Source organism: Achromobacter sp. 1L-A-4-B-C2, from assembly GCF_057291955.1.
This window is the reverse complement of record NZ_JBXAWP010000002.1, coordinates 855,912-878,796: the sequence shown is the minus strand read 5'-3', so window position 1 is coordinate 878,796 and position 22,885 is coordinate 855,912. Positions and strand designations below refer to the sequence as shown.

Here is a 22,885-nt window from a genome sequence, read left to right as displayed (position 1 = left end):
GAGACATGAGCAACATCGTGCAAATCAAGGTTCCCGATATCGGCGACTTCAAGGAAGTGGAAGTCATTGAGGTGTTGGTGGCGGTGGGCGACACGATCAAGGCCGAACAAAGCCTGATCACCGTCGAGTCCGACAAGGCGTCGATGGAAATTCCCGCGTCGCAAGGCGGCGTGGTGAAGTCCATCTCTGTGAAGGTGGGCGACAAGGTTGCCGAAGGCGCGGTCGTGCTGGAAGTGGAAGCCGAAGCCGAAGGCTCGGGCGCCGCCCCGGCCGCCAAGGAAGAAGCCCCCAAGGCCGCTGCCAAGGAAGCACCGAAGCAGGCCGCCGCTGCCGCGCCTGCTGCCAAGGCGCAAGCCGCGGCGCCGGCCGCCAGCAGCGGCCCGGTCAATATCGAAGTGCCGGACATCGGCGACTTCAAGGAAGTGGAAGTCATCGAAGTGATGGTCGCCGTGGGCGACACCATCAAGGCCGAGCAAAGCCTGATCACCGTCGAGTCCGACAAGGCCTCGATGGAGATCCCGGCGTCGCAAGGCGGCGTGGTCAAGGAAGTGAAGGTCAAGGTGGGCGACAAGGTGGCCAAGGGTTCGGTGGTGGTCGTCGTTGAAGGCGACGCCGGCGCCGCGCCTGCTGCCACGTCCGACGCCAAGCCGGAAGCCAAGGCCGAAGCTAAGACCGAAGCGAAAGCAGAATCCAAGGCTGACGCACCCGCCGCCGCCCCTGCGTCGCGTCCGGCACCCGCCGCCGCGCTGGAAGACCCCAACCTGAAGCCCGGCCAACTGCCCCACGCGTCGCCGTCCGTGCGCAAGTTCGCGCGCGAACTGGGCGTGAACCTCAGCAAGGTCAAGGGTTCGGGTCCCAAGGAACGCATCACCGCCGACGACGTGCGCGGTTTCGTCAAGCAGGCGCTGGCCGCTGCACCGGCTGCCGCAGCTGGCGGTTCGGCCGATGGCGCCGCGCTAGGCCTGTTGCCGTGGCCCAAGGTCGACTTCACCAAGTTTGGCCCGATCGAAGCCAAGCCGCTGTCGCGCATCAAGAAGATTTCCGGCGCGAACCTGCACCGCAACTGGGTCATGATCCCGCACGTCACCAACAACGACGAAGCGGACATCACCGACCTGGAAGCGCTGCGCGTCACGCTGAACAAGGAAAACGAGAAGTCGGGCGTCAAGGTCACGATGCTGGCCTTCCTGATCAAGGCCGTGGTTGCCGCCTTGAAGAAATTCCCCGAGTTCAACGCGTCGCTGGATGGCGACAACCTGGTGTTGAAGCAGTACTACCACATCGGTTTCGCCGCCGACACGCCCAACGGGCTGGTGGTGCCGGTGATTCGCGACGCCGACAAGAAGGGCATCTTGCAGATTGCGCAAGAAATGACGGACCTGTCCAAGAAGGCGCGCGACGGCAAGATCTCGCCCGCTGAAATGCAGGGCGGCTGCTTCTCGATTTCGTCCTTGGGCGGTATCGGCGGCACGTCGTTCACGCCGATCATCAACGCGCCCGAAGTGGCCATCCTGGGTGTGTCGCGTTCCGCGCACAAGCCCGTCTGGGACGGCAAGCAGTTCGTGCCGCGCCTGATGGTGCCGCTGTCGCTGTCGTACGACCACCGCGTCATCGACGGCGCCTCCGCTGCCCGCTTCAACGCCTATCTGGGCGCCTTGCTGGCCGACTTCCGCCGCATCGCGCTGTAAACGGGGAGCCCTATGAGCAATACCGTTCAAATCAAAGTGCCGGACATCGGCGACTTCAAGGAAGTGGAAGTCATCGAAGTGCTGGTCGCCGTGGGCGACACGATCAAGGCCGAACAAAGCCTGATCACCGTTGAGTCGGACAAGGCGTCGATGGAAATTCCCGCGTCGCAAGGCGGCGTGGTGAAGTCCATCGCGGTCAAGGTCGGCGACAAGGTCGCCGAAGGCGCGGTCGTGCTGGAAGTGGAGGCGGCGGACGCCGCCGCTGCGCCGGCCGCCAAGGAAGCACCCAAGGCCGCTGAGGCACCCAAGCAAGCTGCGGCTGCTGCGGCGCCTGCCTCGAAGTCCGCGACGCCTGCGCCGACGGCAGCCATCTTCAAGGGTTCAGCCGACGGTGAATACGACATGCTGGTGCTGGGCGCGGGCCCCGGCGGCTATTCCGCCGCCTTCCGCGCGGCCGACCTCGGCCTGTCCGTGGTCCTGGTCGAACGCTACGCCACGCTGGGCGGCGTCTGCCTGAACGTGGGCTGCATCCCGTCCAAGGCGCTGTTGCACAACGCCGCCGTCATCGACGAAGCCCGCGAGCTGGCTGCCCACGGCATCAGCTTCGGCGAGCCCAAGATCGATCTGGACAAGCTGCGCGGCTACAAGGACAGCGTGGTCGCCAAGCTGACCGGCGGTCTCGCCGGCATGGCCAAGGCCCGCAAGGTCACCGTGGTGACGGGCGTGGGCGAATTCGCCGATGCCAACCACCTGACCGTGACGTCGGCCGACGGCAAGAGCCAGACGCTGCGCTTCAAGCAAGCCATTATCGCGGCCGGCAGCCAGTCGGTGAAGCTGCCCTTCATGCCCAAGGACGACCGCGTCGTCGACTCCACCGGCGCGCTGCTGCTGCGTGAAGTACCCAAGAAGATGCTGATCGTGGGCGGCGGCATCATCGGCCTGGAAATGGGCACGGTGTACTCCACGCTGGGCGCACGCCTGGACGTCGTGGAAATGCTGGACGGCCTGATGCAAGGCGCTGACCGCGATCTGGTCAAGGTCTGGCAGAAGAAGAACGCCTATCGCTTCGACAACATCATGTTGAAGACGAAGACCGTGGGCGCCGAAGCCAAGAAAGACGGCATCTACGTCACGTTCGAAGGCGAGGGCGCGCCCAAGGAACCGCAACGCTACGACCTGGTTCTGCAAGCCGTGGGCCGCAGCCCCAACGGCAAGAAGATCGGCGCCGACAAGGCCGGCATTGCCGTGACCGACCGCGGTTTCATCGAGGTCGATCGCCAGATGCGCACCAACGTGCCGCACATCTACGCCATTGGCGACATCGTCGGCCAGCCGATGCTGGCGCACAAGGCCGTGCACGAAGGCCACGTGGCAGCGGAAGCCGCCGCCGGCCAGAAGTCGTTCTTTGACGCCCGGGTCATCCCGTCGGTGGCCTACACCGATCCGGAAGTGGCATGGGTGGGCCTGACCGAAGACGAAGCCAAGAAGCAAGGCATCAAGATCGAGAAGGGCGTGTTCCCGTGGGCCGCCTCCGGCCGCGCCATCGCCAACGGCCGCGACGAAGGCTTCACCAAGCTGATTTTCGACGCGGAAACGCATCGCATCCTGGGCGGCAGCATCGTGGGCACCCACGCTGGCGACCTGATCAGCGAACTGGCCCTGGCCGTGGAAATGGGCGCCGACGTCGTCGACATCGCCAAGACCATCCACCCGCACCCGACGCTGGGTGAGTCGGTGGGCATGGCGGCGGAAGTGGCGGAAGGCGTCTGCACGGACTTGCCGCCGATGAAGAAGAAGTAGTGTGTGGGGGTAGCGTGTTGCGACGGTTGTCGTCGCACACGCCGCCGCATACGTCGTCGCACGCGATGACGCCGCAATGCAAAAAGCGCTGGCCTTGTAAAAGGACCAGCGCTTTTTTTTGGGATGCCGCCGCGTGGCGTCCGGCGTCCGGGGCAGGGGTGGATATCAGGGGTGGGATATCAGCCGGGACATATCAGGCTTGCGATATCAGGCTTGCGATATCCGACGTGTGATATCAGGCGTGCGTATTGATGCGCGAACCCAGCGTGGCGTCAACGGCCATCGGGGCCACCGACTGCATCAGCGTCAGCGCGGTATCGGCTTGCGCGTTCAGCGCCTTCTTCAGCACGCGGGCCTGGATTTCCTGCGATAGGTTCACGTCTTGCAAAGCCAGTGCGGCGTTGACGGTGCTGCTGATGGAATCCATGGTCTTTGTGTCCTTGTGGAAGAGTGCTTGCGGCAGGCGATACGGCTGGGTCGACAAGCTTGGGTCGATCGCTTGGGTCGATCGGCTTGGCTCGATTAGCTAACCTACTTCAAACATGTCGCATTATTGCGCAGGTTTGCGGTTCTTGTGCAAAAGATTGTGGGTGTTTTACGTGGCTGGGATGTGACAGGGACGGTGCTGGACGCTGCATCGGGCAAGACAACATCGCTGCGGTACGGTGTGCGGCCTTAAGGCTGCGCCGGACATTCCTTCACCGCGCCCCAGCCATGGTTCGGTTCGCAGTATTGCTTGCGAGCCGCCCACGCGCATTCCGGACGTTCAAAAAACCCAAGCTCGGCGCAACGCGCCAGTTCTCGGTCCAGTGCGTCCACCCACGCCATCGGGTTCCGGGCAGGAATTTCGGTGATGCGCAGCATTGATCGCGGAGCGCTAGGGGCGGCAGTTGCGGGAGCGGCGGCGTTAGCAGCGCCAGCAGCATCAGAAGTGCCGGCAGCAGCTGGGGCACCAGAGGCCGCAGAAGCGTCAGCACCAGAGGCCGCAGAAGCGTCAGCATCGGACGCGGCATCAGGGCTGGTAGCGGAGGGCACGGGGGCGCTTGCCGCCGGCGCTGATTGCGCTGGCGCAGCCGTCTGTGGCGCATCAACGGACACGCCCGCCTCGGGCTTCGTCGTCTCCCATTCGCTGGGCGCTTCTTCCGTGGGCAGTGCCGGCAGCGGCGCCAACGGCACGCGTACCGGGCTGGCCGACCTGGCGCCCGTGATCCCGTTGTTAGGCGCATTCCACGACACCACCAGCAGCACCAAGGCGCCATAGATTGCCAGCGTGTACAGCACGGTCAACGTGGCGGAACCCACACGCCGACCCGTCATCGGCTGGCCTTCATCCCGCCCCAACAGGGCGCGCCAACCCACCAGCGCAGCGCCCGGCGCCGAGATCAATGCCCAGCCGATACGCCGCAGGCAACTAGGCTGAGGCTGCGGCATCGCGGCCTGCACCTGGGCCGCCAGCAATTCCCGCAACGCGCGATTCTCTTCCCGCAGACGCCGCGTCTGCGCATCCACGGGCGCCGTGGCATCGGGATCCGTGGTGCTGTCATGCTGCGTAGCGAAGGGATCGGGAGGCGTGGCGGTCATGGGGCTGCAAAATATAGATACAAAGGCGGTGCGGTGGCAATTATGAAGTAAGCGAAGACCGCCTCAAAAGAGGAATAGAACGGGAAAAGGGTGTCTTGGCTCAGGTTCGGCCCGGGTCAGGCCCAAGGGGGGCGCGCAAGTCTTAGTGCCGACGGATTGCAGCTGGGGGAACCCCGGCGACTTAAGCGTCAGTGGCGTCAGTGTCCTCACGCCAGCCCAGCATTTTCATCGGATTGCCACCCTGGATCGAAAATGCAGCGACCTCGCCGCGCACGATGGTGCCCGCGGCAATGACACAACCCTCGCGTAGCACGGCGCCGTCCAGCAGGACGCAGTTGGCGCCGATCCACACGTCGTCCTCAATCACGATGCCGCCCTTGCTGGGGCGGAAACCCTGCTCGCGGATGGGTATGTCACGGCGCCGGAATTCGTGGTTGGCCGGGGCGAACGTGCAGTTCGCCGCCACAGCCACGCGCGCGCCCATACGGATGCCATTGCCGGTGTACAGGACGCACCCGGAATTGATGACGCATTCCGGCCCGATCTCGACGTCGCCCGAGCCGCCGGCCGGTTTGATCTTGACGAACGCGTCCACCACGGCGCGCGCCCCGACAACGATGCGGGTGCCGCGCGTTGAATCCTCGATGTCGGCCAGTGGAGAAACGCGCGCGGTGGGATCGATCAGTATCACAATGCTGGCCTGACCCGTCAGGCCTTGCGGCGCAGGAAACCGTCCGGCGCGGACGTGACCAGCAGGCGGTCTTCCACCGATCGGTCGATTTCGAACTCGGGGTGTTGCTTGATCCATTCCCACACGGCGGTCTTGGGGTTGTTGCCCTTGCCCCAGTGCCGGCCCGGCCATTCGTAGTCGGCCGGCATGTCTTCCACGAAGGTGTCGAACACGACGCAGTAGCTGCCGACGCTGACCAGATCCGCATAGGCGTTCAGTTCCGCCAGCACATGGTCGTGCGTGTGGTTCGAATCCAGGCAGACCATGATGTTCTTCTTGCCTTCGGCGTGTGCTCGCACTTGGGCTATCGTGGCGGCGTCGATGCTGGAGCCTTCGATCAAATGGATGCGCTTGGCCAGCGGATGCGCCTCAATCGCTTTGCGGTTGTGTTCGCGGATCTCGATGTCGACACCCACAACTTCGCCCGCGCCCAGCAGTTGCAGCATGGAGGCGGACAGCATCAGCGAACCGCCATGGGCAATTCCCGTTTCGATGATCAGGTCGGGCTTGACGGCCCAGATCAGTTCCTGCATCGCCATGGCGTCCATGGGCAACTGGATCAGCGGGCGGCCGGCCCACGAAAAGTTGTTCATGTACTTGCGTTCCAACGCCATCTGGCGCCAGGCAATGGACAACTCGCGAAATTCCTGGTCGCTGGCGAAGCCGGCGATGCGGGCTTCTTTTTCCTGGCGGTACTCGGGGTGCGCGTCGGGCGTGGTTTCAAGGTAGGACATTCAGATTCCTTTGTGCAGGCGGTACTGCTCGAGAAAATTCGGGAAATAGTCGGAGAAGGCGCGCGGGGCGGCCCCGCAAAGCGCCTGGATACGGGTCACGTCGACATCGGCAAAGGTCCATTCGGCAGCGCCCGGTTCAACGGTGCAGCGATAGCCCAGCGTCTCGCGCAGCCAGTGCGCCACGTCGCGGTTGGCAATGCCCGTGCCATGGGCAACGTTGTAAATGCCGCAGGCCGCCGGCGACAGGGCGATGGCCAAAATTTGCGACACCGCGTCGTCAACGTAGAGATAGTCCTTGCAGGACGAAAGCGAGGTGCGCAGCGTGACGCCGTTGCCGCGTGCGCCTTCTTCCAGCAATTGGTCGATAAAGCTGTCCGGCGTGTCACGCAAGCCCACGATATTGGACAGGCGCGCAACCTTTGCGCCCGCGCGACCCCCGTGCAGGCACAATGATTCGCCCATCAGCTTGGACAGGTTGTACAGGTCGCTCGGGTCGTTCGGGTTGACGGCAAGCGTTGCCGTTTCGCGAGTGTCGCAGGATCCGGCATAGACGCGAGTGCTGGACAGATAGGTCAGGCTGTCGAAGTCAGCATCGGCCAGCAAGGTGCGAAGCAGGCAGACATGCGCTTCCACGGTCTCAAGCGGACGGCTGCGAAAGTCCGAAGTCAGGCCGATTGCATAGATCACATGACCCAAGGGTCGGCTCAGCAGGTCAGCATCGCTTCGAGGCGGGGCGTTGCACGGCACGCCGTCCGCCCACAAGCGCGCGACCAGGTGCCGGCCGATAAAGCCCGACGCGCCCAGGACGGTGACCTGTCGATGGCTCATGCGGACGGGCTGCTTTCAATGGACAGCGAAGGAATGGCCGTGACCAGTTTGGCGTGCCATTCGCGGCGGGCGTAATCCAGTTGCTCGGAAACTTCTGCCTTCAGGTTCCAGGGCAGGATCAGGATGTACTCGGGCTTGTCTTCCCGCAACCGGGCTTCCGTGACGATCGGGATATGGCTGCCGGGCAGGTACTTCTCTTGCTTGGCGGGGTTCAAATCCACCACGTAGGCAAGCAGATCGGGGCGCACACCCGCGAAGTTCAGCAGCGTGTTGCCCTTGGCAGCCGCGCCGTAGGCCGCGATGCGCTTGCCACCTCGACGCAGTTCCACCAGAAACGCCAGCAGATCGTTCTTGATGCGCTCGGCCTCTTGCTGAAAGCGCGAATAGAACTCGGGGGCGGTCATGCCGGCCTGATTTTCCAGGGCCAGGATGCGCTCGACATTGTCGCTGACGGCATGCCGGCCGGTGTCGGCCCGTTGCGCGAAAACGCGCAGGCTGCCGCCGTGCGTGCCCAACTGCTCGACATCGAATACGGACAAGCCATTGGATGCGAAGATGCGCGACACAGCCGTCAACGACAGATATGAATAGTGTTCGTGATACGCCGTATCGAACTGGTTTTCCTGCACCATGCGCAGTAGATGCGGAAACTCGAAGGTCGCCACGCCTTGCGGCTTGAGCAACGCCGTAAAACCCGACACGAAATCGTTGATGTCGGGCACGTGAGCCAGCACGTTATTGGCTGCAATCAGGTCGGCCGCACGGCCTTGCTCGGCAAGCTCATCACCCAGCGCCACGCCAAAGAAGCGTTGCACGATATCGATGCCACGCTCACGCGCGGCCTGCGCCGTGCTGGCCGTGGGCTCCACGCCATAGCACGGTACGCCAGCCGCTTTCACGTACTGCAACAGATAGCCGTCATTGGCGGCAATCTCGGTCACCATGCTGTCGGCGCCGAGTCCGAAACGGCTGATCATCGTATCGACGTACTGGCGCGAATGCGCCAGCCACGACGACGAGAACGAGCTGAAGTAGGCGTAGTCGTCGGTGAACAATGCCTCGCGTCCCGCATGATCTTCGGTCTGGACCAGCCAGCACGATTCGCATACCAGGATGCGCAGCGGAAACCACGTCTCGGGGCCGCGCAGTGCGGCCTCGGTCAGATAGGCGTTGGACGGCGGCGCATGGCCGAGGTCCAGGAAAGGAAGGCGCAAGTCGGCCTGGCAATGGCGGCACTTCACAGTGCGACTCCAGAAAATGCAGTGTCCAGGCGGGGGTGTTGCTGATCGCGCTCGGACACCAGGGTCAGGGGTAACGGCCAGGCGATGCCCACGCGGGCGTCCTGGAAGTGCAGGCCGGCTTCGGCCTGCGGTGAATAGGGGGCGGAATGGCAATACAGCATTTCCGCGTCGTCAGTCAGTGTCTGAAAGCCGTGGGCAAAGCCCTCGGGAATCAGCAGGGCGCGACCGTTGTCGGCGCTTAAACGCTCGGCGTGCCATTGCAGGAAAGTGGGCGAGCCAGCGCGCAGATCCACGGCGACATCCCAGACGGCGCCACGGATGCAACTGACCAGCTTCATCTCGGCGTGTGGCGGCAGCTGATAATGCATGCCGCGTATCGTGCCGGCCTGCGCGGTATAGGTGTGGTTGACCTGCTCAACAGCACGTTGCCAGCCGCAGGCTCGCAAGTCGCCCGCATCGAATAGGCGCGCCAGAAAGCCCCGCGCATCGCCACGAGGGTGGCGCTGTATGACCTTCAAATCGGCCAAAGGTGTATCGATGACGTCCAGGCTCATGGCTGCCCCTCGTAGTCGTCGATGTCGGCGTGGCACAACGCCAGCGCGTGTTCACCCGCGTCAAAGCGGCGATACCACTGCATGCTGCGCGTGACGCCCTGCGCCAGCGGCCAGCGCGGAGCCACATTCAAAACGGCTCTTGCCTTGGACGTGTCCAGCGTCAGCAAACCGGCTTCGTGCGGACCTTCGACCTGTTCAGCGTAAACGGTCCGGCCGCGTCCGTACGCAGCCTGCGCGATGTCCACCACTGTCCGCACGGATGCGGCTTCCGCGGCATCCGGGCCAAAGTTGAACGGGCCGGCAAGCACGGGTTGGTCCCATAGCGCCTCCGCCAGCATCAGATAGCCCGCCAACGGTTCCAGCACATGCTGCCAAGGCCGTACGGCGTCGGGACGGCGAATGTGCAGATCGCCGTCGTCGCGCCAGGCGCGAACGGCATCGGGCAGCAAGCGATCCACCGACCAGTCACCACCGCCGATGACGTTGCCGGCGCGGGCCGTGGCCACGGCGACGCCCTGCGCCTGAAGGAAGGCATCCCGATACGATGCGATGACCAATTCGCTGGCCGCTTTGCTGGCGCTGTAGGGATCGTGCCCGCCTAGCGTGTCGCTTTCGCGATACGGGTATAGCCATTCGTTGTTGCGATAGACCTTGTCGGTCGTGATCATGACGGCAACGCGCGCAGACGGCACCGCGCGCAGTGCGTCCAGCAGGTGTGCCGTGCCCATGATGTTGGTCGCAAAGGTATCCAGCGGGGCGGCGTAGCTGGGGCGCACCAGCGCTTGTGCGGCCAGATGCAGCACGACGTCGGGCCGGGCGGCCAGCACGATGTCGCGTAGCGAGGCGGCATCGCGGATGTCGGCATGATGGCTGTCGATCAGCTTGGCGACGCCGGCGGACTGGTACAGGCTGGGTTGCGTGCAGGGCGGCAACGCCACCCCCGTCACCCGGGCGCCCAAGCGGTGCAACCACAACGCCAGCCAGCTGCCCTTGAAGCCTGTGTGGCCGGTCAGCAGGACGCGCTTGCCACGCCAGAACGCGGGGGAGGGACTCACCAGACTTTCCATGGCGCCTTGCCCGTGCTCCACAGCGATTCAAGCAGATTTTTCTCGCGCAGCGTGTCCATGGGCTGCCAGAAGCCCAGATGCTCGAAGGCATGCAACTGACCTTCGCGGCTCAGGGTTTCAAGCGGGCCGGCTTCCCAGGTGGTGTCGTCGTCCTGGATCAGGGAAAGCACGCTGGGCGACAGCACAAAAAAGCCGCCGTTGATGAGGCCGCCGTCGCCACGCGGTTTTTCCGTGAATCCAGTGACCCGGTCGCCGTCCCGGCGCAGCGCGCCATAGCGTCCGGGCGGCTGCACGGCGGTGACCGTGGCCGCCTTGCCATGCTGGCGATGAAAGGCGACCAGTGCGCTGATGTCAATATCCGCCACGCCGTCGCCATAGGTGAAGCAGAACGCTTCGTCTTCCTTCACATAGTCGGCCACGCGCTTGAGGCGGCCCCCCGTCATGGTCGTTTCACCGGTGTCCACCAACGTCACGCGCCAGGGTTCGGCCTTGCGCTGGTGCACTTCCATGCGGTTGTCGGCCATGTCGAAGGTCACATCCGACATGTGCAGGAAGTAGTTGGCGAAGTACTCCTTGATCATGTAGCCCTTGTAGCCGCAGCAGATCACGAAGTCGTTCACGCCGTGGGCGGAGTACGTTTTCATGATGTGCCACAGGATGGGCCGCCCGCCGATTTCGATCATCGGCTTGGGGCGTGTGTGGGTTTCTTCCGAGATCCGGGTGCCCAGGCCCCCGGCAAGAATGATGGCTCTCATGCTTGGGATTCGCACCAGGTAGTGAACATGCCGCGCAGGGCGGCTTCGAACTTGCGGGCAAACGCGGGTTCGTCCATCAAGGGGCTGGCGTGCATCTCGGCGCGCAGATTGGCGCGGATGCGGGCCAGCGCGGGAAGGTCGCTGGCAAGCGCGACGACCTTTTGGATGTATTCCTCTTGACTCTGCGAAATCCACTCTGGGTGGCCGATGCCATGCAGGATGGAGCTGCCGATGCGCCCCACGCTGGGGCGGTCGGCCAGCGTTACGTAGGGAACACCCATATAAACGGTTTCGACGAGAGTCACGCCCGAATTGTGCGGGAAGCAGTCCAGGCCTATGTCCATACTGCGCAGAACATTCCAGGGAGGGCTTTCCCAGCCGATCAAAAGCCGGTCGCGTTCGATCCCTTGTGCGATAAAGCGATTAGCCAGTTCTTCCCGCATGGGGCCGTCGCGATAGCTGTTGCTGTTTACGATCAGGCGCGATTTGGGAATGCGATGAAGAATTTCGGACCATACCCGCACGACTTTGTCGTTCACGCGGATGGCTCGAGTCAAACTGCCCAGGGTGATGTAGCCATTGTTCAGGGCCGGCAAATCTCCGCAGTCGCCCATCGTGGTCCCTGCGCGGTAGACGAAATTTGTGTCAGCGAGTCGCCAGGGCTTTTCCGAGAACAGATGTTCGCTGCCACTGGGGGCCATCATCTCGTCGCTCACGATGTAGTCGATGGCGGTCAGGCCGGTCGTGTAACCGAAACCCAGCCACGTCAGGGATACCGGCGCGGGCTTGCGCGCGAAGACTCCCAGACGGTTGCCGCCTGTGTGCCCTGCCACGTCAACCAAAATATCAATGCCGTCGGCACGGATTCGTTCTGCCAGCGCGCTGTCGCTCATTCCTGCCGTCGGCGTCCACTTGTCGAAATAGCGCTTGAATCGCGCCGTGACTGCGTCTTCAGCAACGAATTCGGCATAAGCGTGCGTTTCAAAGTCCTTGCGGTCATGGTGCGCAAGAAGCGGCTCAATGAAATTGTTGCCCGAGTGTTGCCGGAAGTCCGGCGAGACATAGCCTATGCGAATGGGTCGGCGGGCATCGCGCGAATTCGTATGCGCGCGCCATGTCGACCGTAGTCCCTCGCAATGTGTTTGGTTGTATTGACGGTAGGCGTCGAACACCTCTTGCGCGCTTGCGCTCGGGGAGTAATTCAACGAAAACAGCAAGTTGTTGTGCGGGATTAGGGCCTTTGGGGCGAGGGCAACCGCTGTTCTTGCTGCGGCAACCGCGCCTTCGGCATCACCGCGATCCATCAGGATTTTGCCGAGGTTGGTCCGTGCTTTTTCTTGGTTCGGGTCTAAAGCCAGCGCGGCCAGGCAGCTCGCCTGAGCTTCTTTGTAGCGCAATTCCGAACATAGGGCGTCGCCGAGAACGCCATGTGTGCTGGCGTCGTACGGCGCTAGCTCCACAGCACGCCGGGCCGCGCCGATGGCCTCGGACGTGCGCGTCAGGGCCGTCAGGCAGGACGCCAGGATGATGTAGCACTGCGCGCGGGCGGGAGCTAATTCCAGCATGCGCAGCGTAGGCGCCAGCGCCTCGCGGAACCTGCCGGAGTTGCACAGCGTCACCGCTAGTGGTTCCCACGCCGCCGAGGCGCCTGGCACCGTCTTGGCAAGCTGCCGGGCCAAGGCTTCGGCCTTGTCGTACTGCGATTCGGACAGCAAGCCCTGAATCCGTATCGCCAGAGACGCCGCAGCCGAAGGGAGGCCTCCCGTCATGGCGCTCAGGGAAAGAATTCGTTGATTCAGACTGACGCGCGCCAACGCGCCGGTGTAGAGGCCGAAGAGCTGGGCGTCTCCTTTGCTTGCGCTTAAGGCGGTGCCCAGTAGCGAAACCCAGGCAGACGCAGATCCTTCAAGCAGCCCATAGCGTTTAAGCAAGCCAAGGAATTCGAGCAGACTGGACGAGTCTTGCACGACTCCAGGCTCGTCGGGGGCCGGGGCGGTATTGACTTGCAACAGTGGCAGGCCTTCGCCCAGCCTGCGTGCCATTTCTCTTTGATTGTCGGAAAAAACAAGCTTGACGCGCTCATGCCACAAGTTGAAGCGGGGGATAGCCAAACGCTCGTCCTTCCCGTCGGGCGTAACGGCAATGCAGGCGAGCGGCCGGACTGGAACGTCACCTTCGCGGTCGTAAGGACCAGCGTCAACGCAGTAGTGGGCGAGGTCATGCTCCAGAAGCGTCGTCAGCGCCTTGTCCAACAGCTTGCGCGCGCCTGCGTCATCCAGGTTTTCGGCGTGCATCAATACGGCGACGAGCGTCGTGTAAGGCAGCGAACCCGGCCACGCGTGCGAGAGAGTGTCCAGCAACTTCACCATATGGGACTCGGTCGTAACCAGCCCGCGACCCAGATGGTCGACGTAGGTAGCGCCTTGTTCCTGCCCATTGGCAGCCAGTCGTTGAGCGCCGCAGGCCCAGCGCAGGCCCTTCAAGCGCTCAAGGTCCGGCCTGGGCCGAAGTCGTTCTGCCGTCGCGTGGGTGGTGAACAAGCTCTGCCTGAATCCCCTTCCTGAGGCGAAGTCCAAATATTGTTGTTTGACAGTTGTGGGCTGGCCGATGGTCAGCAGGCTGTTTGTGAGCGAAACGTTTTGGCCATGATTAAGGGCAATTTCGGCCAGGGGCATGGCATCGCCCACGTAGCCCAGGCCAGCTTGCGAGGCACGGCCGGCAAGTTCGATGAAGTAGCAGGGGTGGCTGGACAGAGCATTGGCGCCCGTTTGGACGTCGCCCTCCAGTCCTCGCTGCAGTTGGGCGGCCGCCATGCGTAGTGGCGTTACCTGCGGATTGAAGGAGGAAAGTCCTTCGTTGAACAGCGTCAACGCGGCCGTGGCGCTGCCACGGAGTTGCTCTTCAGTCTGGGCCGAATGACCATGCAGCAGGACGGCGTCGCGCACCACTTCCTGGGCTTTGGCTCCGGGATATACGTGATAGTCCACATACAGAATCCCATTCGACGCCAACCATTGCGCGCAACGGTCAAGCATGGTCTGGGCCTGGTCAGGTGCTAAGAAGCTGTAAAGCCCAGTAATGATGACGTAGTCAAACGGTTGGGTGTCGGCGCCCATGCCCAGGTCGGCGTAGTCCTGAGCGAACAGTGAAATGTTGGTCAGCCGTAGCGCTTGCGCGATACGCTGGCCTTGCTCAATCTCGCTTGCCGAAGCGTCAATGCCGATGAGTTGTGCGCCGGGGTAGGCCAGTGCGAACGGAAACAGGCCTTCGCCGGAGCCGCAGCCAACGTAAAGTACGCGTGCGTTGTCCAAGGCGGGAGCATCCATCCCGAACAGGTAGGCAGTGGCCCGTAGGTTCATGGGGGAATGGCAGGGGGCCAGACGCCCCGGTTCGGCGATTGCCTGACGGTGAAGATAGGCCGGATTCGACATGGAAGTTTGTGGCAGGCAGGCGTGAGGCCCGTAGGTGAGGATTGGGCCATTCTACGAACGACTTCAAGCGTTCATTCCTCGAATCAGCGTTGGAAATCCGCGCCATTTTCCGCGAAGCTGTCTGTGCTCGAGAGAAACGAAAAAACCCGCCGAAGGGCGGGTTTTGGAGTTGGCCAGCGATGAAGCGAAGGTTCCAGCGCTGGCCAGAAGTGGGAAAGCCGAAGCTTTCCCAACCGTTGGTGTCTCGCTGAGAATTAACGCAGCAGGGACAGAACGGTTTGCGGCACTTGGTTGGCTTGCGCCAGAACCGAGGTACCAGCCTGTTGCAGGATCTGAGCCTTGGACATGTTCGACACTTCCGTGGCGTAGTCGGCGTCTTGAATACGCGAACGAGCGTTGGACAGGTTGTTGACCACGTTGTTCAGGTTCGAGATCGTCGATTCCAGACGGTTCTGCACAGCACCCAGTTCGCCGGTCAGCTTGTCCAGCTTGGTGAAGGCAGCGTCCAAGGTCTTCAGCGGATCGCCCGTCTTCGTACCCTTGCTGGTGTCTTCCGTGGTCAGCTTGCCCGAGCTGTTGACCTTGGCTTCTGCACCGAGCTTGGGAGCGTAGTCGCCCGTGCCCGTGCCGCTCTTGACCGTAGCCTTGCCCGTGTTGGGGTCAACGGTGTAGGTCGTGTCGTACGTCTTGAGGGTGGTGAACGTGCCCTTGTCGTCAACGTACGTGTCGGTCGACTTGCCGCTGGTGAAGGTGACGTTGGCGCTGGTGATGCCTTGACCCAGCTTGACGATCACGTTGCCGGCGCCTGCATCGGCCTTGACGTTGGCCAGCAGAGCATCGCTGGCGATCGTGTTCTTGAACGACAGTTGGTTTGCCGTACCGGTGTTCGAGTACGTCTTGCCGCCGATCGAGACCGACGAGTTGCCGGCGCCGCCGCTACCATTCGAAGCAGCCGCCATGACGGTGTCGAGGGTCGCTGCCGTGGCGCTGGAGCTGTTGGTGGTCAGGTTGCCAGCGGCGTCCAGGTAGGCCGATTGGCCGCCCATCGTAACCTTGCCCGTGGCGTCAACTTCGAACGAGGTCGAAGCGGAGCCGTTGCTGTGGGTGTAGGTGCCGGTCGTGGTGCCGGTGGCCGGGCGCAGCGAGGTGGCCAGGGTGGTAACCGCAGCAGCGTTCGAAGCCGACTTGTCGGTGAACGTGAAGTTCTTGTTTGCGGCGTCGTACGTGTACGTCACGCCAGTGGCGCCGGTGCCGACGCTGACGGTGTTACCGTTTTCCAGCTTGGCGAAGGTTTGGTCGGCGGTGGCGGCGGCGTGCGTCGTCGTCACTTTCCAGTCGTTGCCGGTGGCGACGCCACCAGCAGCTTGCAGGTCCGACACGGTAGCCGAACGGTTCTGGGTCACGCCCGAGCCGTTCACGTTGAAGCCGTCCAGACCCAGCGTCTTGACGCTGATTTCCGACAGGTTCAGGGTGATCGTTTCGCCGTCGTTGGCGCCAACTTGCAGCGTCAGGGGCTTGGCCGAATCCGACAGAACCTTCACGCCGTTGAAGTCGGTTTGTTGCGAGATGCGGTCGATGTCCGACAGACGTTGGTTAATTTCGTCTTGCATCGAGTTCAGCTGTTCTTGCGAGTAGCTGCTGTTACCGGCTTGCACGGTCAGTTCGCGAACACGTTGCAGGTGGGTATTGATTTCGGAGGCAGCGCCTTCCGTCGTCTGAGCCAGCGAGATGCCGTCGTTGGCGTTACGAGCGGCTTGGGTCAGGCCCTTGACGTTCGCGGTGAAACGGTTGGCAATGGCCATACCGGCGGCGTCGTCCTTGGCGCTGTTGATGCGCAGGCCCGACGACAGGCGTTCGATGGCGGTACCGAGGGAAGATTGCGACTTGTTCAGGTTGTTCTGAGCAACGAGCGACAAGTAGTTGGTGTTAATGACTGCAGCCATGTTTAGGCTCCCAAGAGAGAAAGGCTTCTTCAAACCGGGCAGCGGGGCCGCCCATCGTGTTAACGGGAGAATTCGCTTTCTTGCGTCTTCGAATTTCTCCGTTGTCAGGATTACGGCAGTCGCAAATCAATCTTTAGGCTTTTTTTTGGTAATTCGTAAATATGCCGACGAGATTTGAGCCTCGGCCACCCGGCTCAAGGCGAGGGTGGCCGGAAATCGAGCGGGATCAATTCAATAGCAGCCCGGTTCTGCGCAGCTCGGCCAGCAGGGAGTTGAGGAATTCCTGGGCCACCGGTTCCAGATTGCGAGCGCCTTTGTAGCTTTGACCGTTGGGATGCGGGTGGCGTCCGGAAGTCAGTGCGTCGCGTATCGCGCTGCGCAACTCCAGGGTGCTGTGGGCGCCGTCGATGTCATTCATGACGTGCCGGCTAAGGGGGTCGGCCGGGGGCGTAATGCCCTGGTGCCAGAGGTTGTGCATGCTTACCTGGCAGTCCGCCTTCGACACTTCGCGCAACAGCTCACGCGCGCCGGGGATCAAGGCCGGCTTGGATTGCAGGGCTTGATAGGTGGCGGGTTCCAGGCGGTACAGCAGGGCATTGGACTGCACCAGCGCAATAATGTGGCCCAAGATGGCGCTGGTCAGTTCGTCCTGCGACGCACTGGGCGCGTGTTCGCGGGCCATTTCCAGGATGACGTTGAACGGGACAGTTCCCGGCCACGCTTGTTTCAGCATGTCGATCATGCCGCTTGCCACCGGATCGTGCGTGGTCAGGGTGGCGCCGCGGGTGGTCCGATATTGCCGTTGATTCGCCGGGGCGCCAGGGGCCGCCGGCAATGCAGTCAGGTCGGCGGCAAAAGCCATGGCGGTGAAGGCGGAGCCTTCGGGTTGATCCAAGATGGCTTCGGCGCGCTCCGAGTGGACGAGCAGACTCTTCCGAAACGATCGGCCGACTGCGAAGTCCAGATACTGTTCCCGCATTTCCCGGCTGGCGTTGACGGCCAGACCGTTCAGGCCCAGCGCGACCTTCGAGCCGAACGTGGATGGGAATGTCAGCTGAGGTTCCGCGTCGGTCAGGTATGTCAGGCCCGCTTGCTGAGCGGAGGCGGCGAACTCCAGGAAGTAGCAGGGTGTGTTAATCGCTTCCAGGTACTCGTGGATTAAATAATGATCCGACTGGCCGCGCAGCTTTTGGGCCGTGTGCTGTAGTGCCGACTGCAACGGGTTGTCATTCCATAGGCCGTTTTCGATCAACTCCAACATATCTTTAGCGCGGGCCACCTTTTCTTGAGGGGTTTCGGCGCCGTAGCTATTCAGGATCATGGCGTCGCGAATGACGTCTGACGCCTTCCAGCCTGGATAGGTGTTGTAGCTGACGTATGCGATTCCTTCCGGAGAAAGGTTATCGCGGCAGATGCGGAAGATGGCATCGCGGACCTCGGGCGGCACCCAGCTGAACACGCCATGGCAGATGATGTAGTCGAACATGCCGAAATCGGCGGTGATGTCCACTAGGCTCATCGCCCGCAAATCGAGGTTGCGGGCGCCCACAGCTTCAGCGACGCGTTGCCCTGCCTCGATTTGCTGTGGCGATAAATCCACGCCTACGACGCGGGCATCAGGATAAGCCAGCGCGAAGGGCAGCACATTGCCCCCAGCGGCGCATCCAAGCTCCAAGACTCGGGCACGATCAAGTGCCGGCGCGGAAAGACCGTACAGGCTCGCGACGGCGCGGAGGCTGCCTGGCGCGGTATAGGAAAACGGTAAAGATATATAGGGGGTTTCGTCGTAGGCGTCTGAGATGGCCTGCGTCAAGCGGTCTTGTGCGCTCATGGCGAAATTCCGGGAAAGAAAGGGTGCGCGGCGACGCTAAAGGCGGTACGCCGCAAAAGTTGTAGGGCAGTTGAAAGGCTAGCAGTGCGCAGCGGCAATGGAAGGGGCGAATAAGGTCCGATTTCACCCCGTTTCCAGCCCGATTTCGCCGGCCGTTGCGCCGGCGCTGAAGTCGGATGCTCGGCGCCTCAAATAATCTGCGCGATCTGCCCTTCCAGCGGCAGGTCCTGCCAAGCCATCTCTTTCAGCTTCGCCCGGATCCGCGCCGTGGCCTGCGACCGTAACTGGCACACCCGTGCCTCGGTCACATTCATGATGGCGCCGATCTCTTTCAGATTCAGGCCCTGCTCGTAGCACAAGGACAGCAACAACTTCTCCCGATCAGGCAAGGCATCAATCGCCTGCACCAGCGCCTGACGGAAATCACCAGCCAGTAACGCGTCCAGCGGATTCCCACCGGCCGAGCCGTGGTTCAGCGTGGCGGTCCAGTCGGATTGGCCGGAGGCGGAATCGGGTTCGGTGGTGAAGTCTTCGTAATGCACGATCTGCACGCCTTGGGCGTCGTGCAGCAGCGACTGGTATTCGCCGATCGGCATTTCAAGCTGGGCGGCGATCTCGGCTTCGGAAGGCGCGCGCATCAGGCGCTGCTCAAGCTGCTGGATAGCCTGCTCGATCTTGCGCGCCTTGGTGCGGACGCTGCGGGGCAGCCAGTCCTGGCCGCGAAGCTCGTCCAGCATCGCGCCACGAATACGGGTCGTGGCGTAGGTCTCGAATTGGGCGTCTGCCGTTTCCTGATAGCGCCTTACGGCGTCAAGCAGGCCGATCATGCCGGCCTGTATCAGGTCGTCGAGCTCCACACTAGCGGGTAGCCGTGCGAGCAATTGCAGGGCCAGCTTCCGCACTAGCGGGGCATATTCGACCAAGCTGTCATCTGCGTGGGGCATTGCGGGAATGTCAGGCGGTGTCCATCGTGACGCATCGTCAGACGTTGTCAATTTGCGACATTGTCGACAAACGCGCGGCTGCGCTAAAGCGACCAGGATTTAGTGATCGGCAAGGTGACATTGTCGGCACTGCACAACATTTCATTCCTGGAAGTACGCAACGTTTTGAATGCTTATTTGCCAAATTGACGTAAATTCGTCACGAGTTTCTATGTCAATGTGTATCGAAACTCACAGGTTGCGCAATATCAACAAAGATTTGTCATATAAGTCATAGAAAATGACATCACCTGTGGTAAATTTTACTTAAATTGCGAACAAATGATACATTTCGCATTAAAACAGGATGCAGCAGCAATCAGGTGTCACTAAGACACCGGTGCTTTTGGTTATCGAGCCCCCGTGGGTGGGATTGGGATAGGGAGTAGGGCGTGCAACAAGTCGAAAATTCTTTGCTGGCAGACATTCGCGAAGTGAATCTGTCATACCTGTTACTTGCGCAACGTATGTTGCGTGATGACTTTGCAGCATCCATGTTTCGTTTGGGATTCAGCAATGAAGTCGCTGACATCCTGATGCGCCTGTCGCCGGCGCAACTGGTCAAGCTGGCCAGCTCTAGCTCGCTGCTGTGCCGTTTCCGCTTTGATGACTACAGCCTGTTGTCGGCCCTGACCCATGATGTTCTGGGCGGCGCGCTGCAACAAGCTCACGCAACAATCTTGCTGGCCAAGCAACCTGTAGAAGAACTGGCCTGACGGCCGCTCCAACACCCACTCGGACTCGTGTAATGGCCTCCAAAAGCGTATCTCAGGAAGCGGACGACATCCTGCTTGCCAGCTCCATGATTACCCTGGGAGCGCGGCTTCAGGTTCTGGAGGCTGAAACCAGCCTCAGCCACGACCGCCTGGCACGCTTGTACCGCGAAATCCGCGGCTGCTCGCCACCCAAGGGCATGCTGCCGTTCTCGGTGGACTGGTTCATGACCTGGCTGCCGAATATTCACTCGTCGCTGTTCTACAACGTTTATTCGTTCTTGAACGCGCGCACCAGCAGCAAAGGCATTCGCGCCATCATCGACGCCTACCGCCTTTATCTGGAAAACGCCGGCCTGGACACGGCCGAAAGCTCGGAACCGGTGTTGAGCTTCACTCGTGCCTGGATGCTTGTGCGTTTCTTTGACAGCGGCATGCTCCAGCTGTCCGCCTGCCGCCAATGCGGTGGCCATTTCATCGCCCATGCCCACGATCCGCACTCGGATTTCGTGTGCGCGATCTGCCGCCCGCCTCCTCGCGCCGGCAAGACGCGCGCGGCCGCCAAAGCCCGTGCCGGCACCCGTCCGGTGCCCGCGCTCGGCGCTGCCCGTCCGTGACCCGGACGCGCCAGGCGCGCGTCCAAATACATCAAAAGCCCTGGAAAACTCCCCGTAACCCGCCTTTTTGGGTCGGGGGGAACAGGGGATCATTGACGCCAGTTTTAGACTTCGTTGGCAGGGGCCTGATGTGTTGATTGTTATCGGTTTTCTCGTGGTGATCGTGTCGGTCGTCGGCAGCTTTATAGCGCTGGGCGGCCATTTGGGCGCGCTTTACCAGCCCTTCGAGCTGACACTGATTTTTGGTGCGGCCTTTGGGGCTTTTCTTGCCGGCAACAGCAAAAAATCGCTGATGCTGGTCAAGAAGGCGCTGCCCGACGCGCTTAAAAGCTCGCGCTACAGCAAGGACGTGTACATGGAGCTGATGGCTCTGCTGTACGTGTTGTTGAATAAAGCGCGCCGTGAAGGCCTGATGGCCATCGAATCGCATATTGAGGACCCGGCTTCCAGCCCGATCTTCAGCGAATATCCGCGCATTGCCAAAGACGCGAAGCTCATGGAGTTCATTACGGACTACCTGCGCATCATGATCAGCGGCAACATGAGCTCGTTTGAAATCGAGACGCTCATGGACGAGGAAATCGAGACCTATCGCCATGAACGCGAAGTGCCCGCGCACGCGCTGCAACAGATGGCTGACGGCCTGCCGGCCTTCGGTATCGTGGCCGCGGTGCTGGGCGTGATCAAGGCGCTGGCCGCCGTGGACCAGCCGCCCGCCATCCTGGGCGACCTGATCTCCAAGGCCATGGTGGGCACGTTCCTGGGCATCTTGCTGGCGTACGGTTTCGTGGGGCCGCTGGCTTCGCGGGTCGAGCGCCGCAATGACGAAGCCATGAAAGTGCTGGAATGCATCAAGACCACGCTGCTGGCCAGCATGAACGGCTACCCGCCGCAGCTGGCGGTGGAATTTGGCCGCAAGGTGCTGTTCTCGTCCGTGCGTCCGACTTTTGGTGAGCTGGAAGAGCACGTCCGGCAAACCAAGTCGACCGGCAAGGCCTGACGGAGCGGGCGATGAGCACCGTAAACAACCACCGTGTGGTGATCCGCCGCAAGAAGGTCAAGGGCGGCGGGCATCATGGCGGCAGCTGGAAAATCGCCTACGCCGACTTCATCACGGCGATGATGGCGTTCTTCCTGGTGATGTGGCTGATCAGCATCGTGCCGCGCGAAGAGCTCAAGGGCATCGCGGAATACTTCCGCATGCCGCTGCGCGTGGCGATCACGGGCGGGCCCAGCAGCTCGGCCGAGACCAGCGCCGTGCCCGGCGGCGGCCGCGACCCCTTGCGCAGCGAGGGCGATGTGCGCAAAGGGCAGGGCAATCGGGTCGAATCGCAACCCATGGGCGACGCCGAACGGCGCGAACAGCACCGCCTGGAAAACCTGAAGCGCCGCCTTGAAAACGTCATCGAGACCAGCCCCGTCCTGAAAAGCTTCAGGCCGCAGCTGCTGATCGACCTGACGACCGAGGGCCTGCGCATCCAGATCATCGACAACCAGAACCGCCCGATGTTCGCCACCGGCCGCGCCGAAGTGCAGCCGTACATGCGCGACATCCTGCGCGAACTGGGGCCGGTGCTGAACGAGCTGCCCAACCGCGTCAGTATCTCGGGCCACACCGACGCCTCGCAGTACGCGCGCGGTGAGCGCGCCTATAGCAACTGGGAATTGTCGGCCGACCGCGCCAATGCCTCGCGTCAGGAATTGGTGGCCGGCGGCATGAGCGAAAGCAAGGTCATGCGCATCCAGGGTCTGTCTTCCAGCATGAGTCTGGTTAAAGATGATCCGTATGCAGCCGTTAATAGACGTATCAGCCTCGTGGTGCTCAATATGAACACCCAGAAGCGCATCGAAAACGAGAACGCCGCAGCCGCGGACGTAAGCGCCAAAGATGCTCGCGAGGTGGGGACGGCCGTGGAGGCGGTGCAAGCCGCCGCCCAGGCCGCGACGGCAACCAATCAAGGCGAAGCGGCGAACGCGCCGCCGGTTCAGGGGGTTCGATAGCAATGGCGGCAACGATTCTGGTGGCGGACGACTCGGCGACGATGCGGATGATCGTCCAGGCGACGTTGACGGGCGCGGGGTGGAAAGTGTTGACGGCCGGCAACGGTCAGGAAGCGCTGGAGGTGGCCAAGAGCCATCCGGTGGACCTCGTGGTCAGCGACTGGAATATGCCCGTCAAGGGCGGGCTTGAATTGATTCAAGGCCTGCGTGAGCTGGACCAGTACCTGGATGTGCCGGTGCTGGTGCTGACCACGGAAGACGATGTGGGTAGCAAGATGGCCGCTCGGGATCTGGGCGTTTGTGGCTGGCTGTCCAAGCCGGTCGACCCCGATGTGCTGGTGGAATTGGCGACCGAGCTGCTCGATGAGCAGGCCGGCGCGTAAAGCAG

20 protein-coding genes are annotated in these 22,885 nt (G+C 62.2%); 7 read left to right on the top strand and 13 right to left on the bottom strand.

The window, feature by feature from the left end; translation table 11 throughout:
- Positions 1-5: 5 nt before the first annotated feature.
- Positions 6-1,688 (top strand): dihydrolipoyllysine-residue acetyltransferase, encoded by a 1,683-nt coding sequence (aceF, locus tag AC0Z35_RS11415; RefSeq protein WP_485131989.1) that lies wholly within the window; start codon positions 6-8, stop codon positions 1,686-1,688.
- Between the two features lie 12 nt (positions 1,689-1,700).
- Positions 1,701-3,488 (top strand): dihydrolipoyl dehydrogenase, encoded by a 1,788-nt coding sequence (lpdA, locus tag AC0Z35_RS11410; protein ID WP_485131988.1) that lies wholly within the window; start codon positions 1,701-1,703, stop codon positions 3,486-3,488.
- A gap of 235 nt (positions 3,489-3,723) precedes the next feature.
- On the opposite strand, the gene AC0Z35_RS11405 is transcribed toward lpdA, so the two are convergent.
- The 13 genes from AC0Z35_RS11405 to AC0Z35_RS11345 form a co-directional block, all read right to left on the bottom strand.
- Entirely contained in the window at positions 3,724-3,915 is a 192-nt protein-coding gene (locus AC0Z35_RS11405; RefSeq protein ID WP_104144959.1) for a putative motility protein, read from the bottom strand.
- A 248-nt stretch (positions 3,916-4,163) separates the two neighbouring features.
- Positions 4,164-5,069, bottom strand: coding sequence for a hypothetical protein (locus tag AC0Z35_RS11400; protein ID WP_485131987.1), 906 nt, complete (start codon positions 5,067-5,069; stop codon positions 4,164-4,166).
- Positions 5,070-5,250: 181 nt separating this feature from the next.
- The gene (locus AC0Z35_RS11395; protein WP_485131986.1) at positions 5,251-5,760 is read right to left on the bottom strand and encodes an acyltransferase; all 510 of its coding nucleotides are present in this window, start codon (positions 5,758-5,760) and stop codon (positions 5,251-5,253) included.
- A 17-nt stretch (positions 5,761-5,777) separates the two neighbouring features.
- Positions 5,778-6,533: a CmcI family methyltransferase gene (locus AC0Z35_RS11390; protein ID WP_314364043.1), complete on the bottom strand. Its 756-nt coding sequence runs from the start codon at positions 6,531-6,533 to the stop codon at positions 5,778-5,780.
- Positions 6,534-7,361 (bottom strand): NAD-dependent epimerase/dehydratase family protein, encoded by an 828-nt coding sequence (locus tag AC0Z35_RS11385; RefSeq protein WP_485131985.1) that lies wholly within the window; start codon positions 7,359-7,361, stop codon positions 6,534-6,536.
- The gene (locus tag AC0Z35_RS11380) at positions 7,358-8,602 is read right to left on the bottom strand and encodes a methyltransferase domain-containing protein (protein ID WP_485131984.1); all 1,245 of its coding nucleotides are present in this window, start codon (positions 8,600-8,602) and stop codon (positions 7,358-7,360) included. Before AC0Z35_RS11380 ends, AC0Z35_RS11385 begins: the two co-directional genes overlap by 4 nt.
- Complete coding sequence (gene rfbC, locus AC0Z35_RS11375) at positions 8,599-9,156, bottom strand: dTDP-4-dehydrorhamnose 3,5-epimerase (RefSeq protein ID WP_485131983.1); 558 nt, start codon at positions 9,154-9,156, stop codon at positions 8,599-8,601. Before rfbC ends, AC0Z35_RS11380 begins: the two co-directional genes overlap by 4 nt.
- Complete coding sequence (gene rfbG, locus AC0Z35_RS11370; protein WP_485131982.1) at positions 9,153-10,223, bottom strand: CDP-glucose 4,6-dehydratase; 1,071 nt, start codon at positions 10,221-10,223, stop codon at positions 9,153-9,155. The genes rfbC and rfbG overlap by 4 nt, the downstream gene beginning before the upstream one ends.
- Positions 10,208-10,978, bottom strand: a complete 771-nt coding sequence (rfbF, locus tag AC0Z35_RS11365) for a glucose-1-phosphate cytidylyltransferase (RefSeq protein WP_485131981.1) — start codon at positions 10,976-10,978, stop codon at positions 10,208-10,210. The genes rfbG and rfbF overlap by 16 nt, the downstream gene beginning before the upstream one ends.
- Positions 10,975-14,409, bottom strand: a complete 3,435-nt coding sequence (locus AC0Z35_RS11360) for an O-linked N-acetylglucosamine transferase family protein (RefSeq protein ID WP_485131980.1) — start codon at positions 14,407-14,409, stop codon at positions 10,975-10,977. Before AC0Z35_RS11360 ends, rfbF begins: the two co-directional genes overlap by 4 nt.
- 254 nt (positions 14,410-14,663) lie before the next feature.
- The gene (locus tag AC0Z35_RS11355) at positions 14,664-16,352 is read right to left on the bottom strand and encodes a flagellin N-terminal helical domain-containing protein (protein WP_104144968.1); all 1,689 of its coding nucleotides are present in this window, start codon (positions 16,350-16,352) and stop codon (positions 14,664-14,666) included.
- Between the two features lie 226 nt (positions 16,353-16,578).
- The gene (locus AC0Z35_RS11350; RefSeq protein WP_314364037.1) at positions 16,579-18,183 is read right to left on the bottom strand and encodes a methyltransferase regulatory domain-containing protein; all 1,605 of its coding nucleotides are present in this window, start codon (positions 18,181-18,183) and stop codon (positions 16,579-16,581) included.
- 188 nt (positions 18,184-18,371) lie between these two features.
- Positions 18,372-19,127 (bottom strand): RNA polymerase sigma factor FliA, encoded by a 756-nt coding sequence (locus AC0Z35_RS11345; RefSeq protein ID WP_046806432.1) that lies wholly within the window; start codon positions 19,125-19,127, stop codon positions 18,372-18,374.
- A gap of 431 nt (positions 19,128-19,558) precedes the next feature.
- Between AC0Z35_RS11345 and flhD the strand changes: the two genes are divergently transcribed.
- The 5 genes from flhD to AC0Z35_RS11320 all read left to right on the top strand — a co-directional run bounded on the left by flhD (position 19,559) and on the right by AC0Z35_RS11320 (position 22,880).
- Positions 19,559-19,882 carry a flagellar transcriptional regulator FlhD gene (flhD, locus tag AC0Z35_RS11340; protein ID WP_046806433.1) on the top strand — a complete coding sequence of 108 codons (324 nt, stop codon included), beginning with the start codon at positions 19,559-19,561 and terminating at the stop codon, positions 19,880-19,882.
- A gap of 32 nt (positions 19,883-19,914) precedes the next feature.
- Entirely contained in the window at positions 19,915-20,496 is a 582-nt protein-coding gene (gene flhC, locus AC0Z35_RS11335) for a flagellar transcriptional regulator FlhC (RefSeq protein WP_046806434.1), read from the top strand.
- A 130-nt stretch (positions 20,497-20,626) separates the two neighbouring features.
- The gene (gene motA, locus AC0Z35_RS11330; protein ID WP_046806435.1) at positions 20,627-21,496 is read left to right on the top strand and encodes a flagellar motor stator protein MotA; all 870 of its coding nucleotides are present in this window, start codon (positions 20,627-20,629) and stop codon (positions 21,494-21,496) included.
- An 11-nt stretch (positions 21,497-21,507) separates the two neighbouring features.
- Positions 21,508-22,497: a flagellar motor protein MotB gene (gene motB / locus AC0Z35_RS11325; protein ID WP_046806436.1), complete on the top strand. Its 990-nt coding sequence runs from the start codon at positions 21,508-21,510 to the stop codon at positions 22,495-22,497.
- Between the two features lie 2 nt (positions 22,498-22,499).
- On the top strand, positions 22,500-22,880 hold the full coding sequence (locus tag AC0Z35_RS11320; protein ID WP_046806437.1) for a response regulator: 381 nt from the start codon (positions 22,500-22,502) through the stop codon (positions 22,878-22,880).
- Positions 22,881-22,885 lie beyond the last annotated feature (5 nt).

Excerpts from the sequence above, each read along its gene's own strand:
- aceF (WP_485131989.1), top strand. The coding sequence starts at position 6 with ATGAGCAACATCGTGCAAATCAAGGTTCCCGATATCGGCGACTTCAAG.
- lpdA (WP_485131988.1), top strand. The coding sequence starts at position 1,701 with ATGAGCAATACCGTTCAAATCAAAGTGCCGGACATCGGCGACTTCAAG.
- AC0Z35_RS11405 (WP_104144959.1), bottom strand. The coding sequence starts at position 3,915 with ATGGATTCCATCAGCAGCACCGTCAACGCCGCACTGGCTTTGCAAGAC.
- AC0Z35_RS11400 (WP_485131987.1), bottom strand. The coding sequence starts at position 5,069 with ATGACCGCCACGCCTCCCGATCCCTTCGCTACGCAGCATGACAGCACC.
- AC0Z35_RS11390 (WP_314364043.1), bottom strand. The coding sequence starts at position 6,533 with ATGTCCTACCTTGAAACCACGCCCGACGCGCACCCCGAGTACCGCCAG.
- AC0Z35_RS11385 (WP_485131985.1), bottom strand. The coding sequence starts at position 7,361 with ATGAGCCATCGACAGGTCACCGTCCTGGGCGCGTCGGGCTTTATCGGC.
- rfbC (WP_485131983.1), bottom strand. The coding sequence starts at position 9,156 with ATGAGCCTGGACGTCATCGATACACCTTTGGCCGATTTGAAGGTCATA.
- rfbG (WP_485131982.1), bottom strand. The coding sequence starts at position 10,223 with ATGGAAAGTCTGGTGAGTCCCTCCCCCGCGTTCTGGCGTGGCAAGCGC.
- rfbF (WP_485131981.1), bottom strand. The coding sequence starts at position 10,978 with ATGAGAGCCATCATTCTTGCCGGGGGCCTGGGCACCCGGATCTCGGAA.
- AC0Z35_RS11360 (WP_485131980.1), bottom strand. The coding sequence starts at position 14,409 with ATGTCGAATCCGGCCTATCTTCACCGTCAGGCAATCGCCGAACCGGGG.
- AC0Z35_RS11355 (WP_104144968.1), bottom strand. The coding sequence starts at position 16,352 with ATGGCTGCAGTCATTAACACCAACTACTTGTCGCTCGTTGCTCAGAAC.
- AC0Z35_RS11350 (WP_314364037.1), bottom strand. The coding sequence starts at position 18,183 with ATGAGCGCACAAGACCGCTTGACGCAGGCCATCTCAGACGCCTACGAC.
- AC0Z35_RS11345 (WP_046806432.1), bottom strand. The coding sequence starts at position 19,127 with ATGCCCCACGCAGATGACAGCTTGGTCGAATATGCCCCGCTAGTGCGG.
- flhC (WP_046806434.1), top strand. The coding sequence starts at position 19,915 with ATGGCCTCCAAAAGCGTATCTCAGGAAGCGGACGACATCCTGCTTGCC.
- motB (WP_046806436.1), top strand. The coding sequence starts at position 21,508 with ATGAGCACCGTAAACAACCACCGTGTGGTGATCCGCCGCAAGAAGGTC.
- AC0Z35_RS11320 (WP_046806437.1), top strand. The coding sequence starts at position 22,500 with ATGGCGGCAACGATTCTGGTGGCGGACGACTCGGCGACGATGCGGATG.